The 2,540-nt window shown below is 66.8% G+C and carries 5 protein-coding genes; all 5 read left to right on the top strand.

What is annotated here, in order from left to right; translation table 11 throughout:
- Positions 1–319 precede the first annotated feature (319 nt).
- The 5 genes from A5779_RS16295 (at position 320) to A5779_RS16315 (ending at position 2,399) form a co-directional block, all read left to right on the top strand.
- Complete coding sequence (locus tag A5779_RS16295; protein WP_064883595.1) at positions 320–760, top strand: hypothetical protein; 441 nt, start codon at positions 320–322, stop codon at positions 758–760.
- A gap of 74 nt (positions 761–834) precedes the next feature.
- Complete coding sequence (locus tag A5779_RS16300; RefSeq protein WP_064883598.1) at positions 835–1,089, top strand: hypothetical protein; 255 nt, start codon at positions 835–837, stop codon at positions 1,087–1,089.
- Between the two features lie 383 nt (positions 1,090–1,472).
- Positions 1,473–1,730 (top strand): hypothetical protein, encoded by a 258-nt coding sequence (locus tag A5779_RS16305; RefSeq protein ID WP_064883600.1) that lies wholly within the window; start codon positions 1,473–1,475, stop codon positions 1,728–1,730.
- A gap of 44 nt (positions 1,731–1,774) precedes the next feature.
- Complete coding sequence (locus A5779_RS16310) at positions 1,775–2,083, top strand: hypothetical protein (protein WP_064883602.1); 309 nt, start codon at positions 1,775–1,777, stop codon at positions 2,081–2,083.
- Between the two features lie 67 nt (positions 2,084–2,150).
- Positions 2,151–2,399 (top strand): hypothetical protein, encoded by a 249-nt coding sequence (locus A5779_RS16315; protein ID WP_064883605.1) that lies wholly within the window; start codon positions 2,151–2,153, stop codon positions 2,397–2,399.
- The last annotated feature ends 141 nt before the right edge of the window (positions 2,400–2,540 follow it).

Raw genomic sequence — 2,540 nt, forward strand, 5'->3', positions numbered from 1 at the left:
GGTGGTGGCGGCGCACGAGGTGCGACCGCCAGATAGCCCACCTACGGCGGGCTTTCGGGTTGGCAGCCCACTCACCTACTTGCCGTCAGCAGGGCGCGCAGCCTAATCGGCCGGGGGCCCGACCTGTCAACCCACGCCCGTGGCCGGCGCCGGAGGCGGAGGACATTTGCGGCCCAACCGTGCTCGCTGCCGCTCGCGGGCCACAAATCCGCCGGCACCACCCGCGGACTCTTCGGGGTTGACAGCCCACCCTCACCCGATTGACCGCACCCCCAGCGCTGACCGGCGCAGCCAATCACCACACAGAACGGACAACACCATGGACCACGAATTCGACCTCGCATTCGCACTTCTCGAAGAGGCCGCCGAACGAATCGGCCACCAGCAGTACGGAATCACCCGCATCCTCTTCCACGACTACGGACCAATCCTGCTCACCACCGTCCACAACTACACCCGCGAAACCGGACACCACCTCGTCCTACTCGCCGCCGACGACTACGGCCAAATGGTCGCCATCGAGGCCACCGCCCCCGACCTCGACACCGCCCCGGTAACCCGGATCGTCCACGTCCGGGCCGGCGAATACACCTTCCACGCCGTGGACACCTGGAGCTTCCGCGCCACCGTCGAAGGCCACACCTACACCCTCACCGCCCAGCCCGGAACCGACACCTGGACCCTCACCGCCGACATCGCCCAGCCCACCGCACACCACGACATCGACGAGGCCCTCACCGAGCTGCTCCACGCCGCATGACCCACAAGGGGCCGGGCCGCCGCACAGACGGTGGCCCGGCCCACCCCAACACAACGCCAACGGGAGGAAAACCCATGCTCCGCTACATCACTCGCACCGTCACCCGCACCGAGAGCCACCTGAACCCGCAACTCGACGGACTCACTGGCGCCGAATACCGCCGGATGTGTCGCTACCTCACTTCGATCGGTGAACTCCTTGTGGTCCGCGAAATTGTTGAGGAGCTCCCCCCGAAGTACGCCTTCGACGAGCGCGGGGAACTGGTCTGGGTCAACCTCACCGAAGACGACATCCGAGCCGAGATGAACAAGCTCACGCCCCAGCCCTAACAGTTCACCTGGCCTGGCCGGCCCCGCTCGGGGTTGGCCGGGCTTTCTTTGTCTTCCGGTGTGTGGGTGGTGGCGGCGCACTAGGTGCGCCCGCTGTGGCCACCTGCGGTGGCCATCGGGGTTGGGTGCCCGCTCACCTTTATTTGCCTGTCAGCGTGGCTCAGTCTGACCGGCCGGGACCCGTCACGGTCAACCCACACGCGAGCTGGTGTCCGCCGGCCGAGTGACCGTTTCGGCCCTATCAAAGCTCGCTGCCGCTCGCGGGCCGAAACCCCGGCTCCCACCATCGCGCGCTCTTCGGGGATTGACCGCGCCACCCTGCCGGTCCCCCTGATCCACACGCCAACCGGCGCAACCACTCCCGACACGAACGGAGAAAAACCATGTCCAAAACCATCGTCGAAAGCGACACCCAGACCTGGCACGTCACCGGAGGCCACACCTGCGGTGTCCTGCACTGCCACCACGACGCCGACATCATCGCCGACACCGCCGAGCACGAACGGTTCTGCGTCGACCACACCGACCTCGCCGCACTCATTCCCCAGCATCACCCGCACTTCGGCGGCTGGTACCGCATCACCGCCAGCAGCGCACCCATCCCCGGGCACGGCGTCATCTTCACCGTCCACCCGCTCTGAACACCCCAACTCGCCCAACACAAACCTCAAGAAAGGCAACACCAATGGACATCGACTTCGCCCTCGCATGGAATTTCACCGACCCCCGCGACTACGACCGCCCGCGCCAGCTGCGGTTCCGCCACGAGAACCAGCCCCTGGCCTCCGGTGCCATCACCGGTCAACTCATCGCCGTCATCGCCGCGGCCGCCCGGGCTGACCACGGCGACACCCTGCCCATCAGCCGTGCCGACGTCTCCTATGACGACATCGCGGCAGCCCTCGACGGCTGGCAGCACTGGGCACGGCGCAGCGACAACACCATCGACCTCGACCTCATCCGCCAGCGCATCCACACCGCCGGCCTCGACTAGCCAACCACCCAGGGCCCGCGCTGACCCCAGCCCGGCGCGGGCCCACCACACCGAACGGAGAAAACCCATGTCCCCCACCGAACGCCAGCTCGCCATCACGACCCACCAGATGGCCCTCGACGAAGCCCTCGACACCGCGCTCACCGCGCTCTACCGAGCCGCTCGATCCATCACAGTGCTCACGCACAAGACCATCAACGACAGTGCCTACGTCGAAGGACCTCAAGGTGCCGACGTCGCCAGCTTCATCAACGACAGCCTGCGCAACGTGCGCGCCGCCTACGCGATCGCACACCCCATCCGCGAAAATATCTAGTCATCGAGCCCGGCCAGGTTCTCCCCCGTGGGGGCTTGGTCGGGCTTTCTTTTTGATCCGGCGGTTGGGGTGGTGGCGGCGCACGAGGTGCGACCGCCAGATAGCCCACCTACGGCGGGCTTTCGGGTTGGCAGCCCACTC

Origin of the sequence: Mycolicibacterium peregrinum (assembly GCF_001665625.1) — a bacterium.
Lineage (GTDB): Bacteria > Actinomycetota > Actinomycetes > Mycobacteriales > Mycobacteriaceae > Mycobacterium > Mycobacterium peregrinum_B.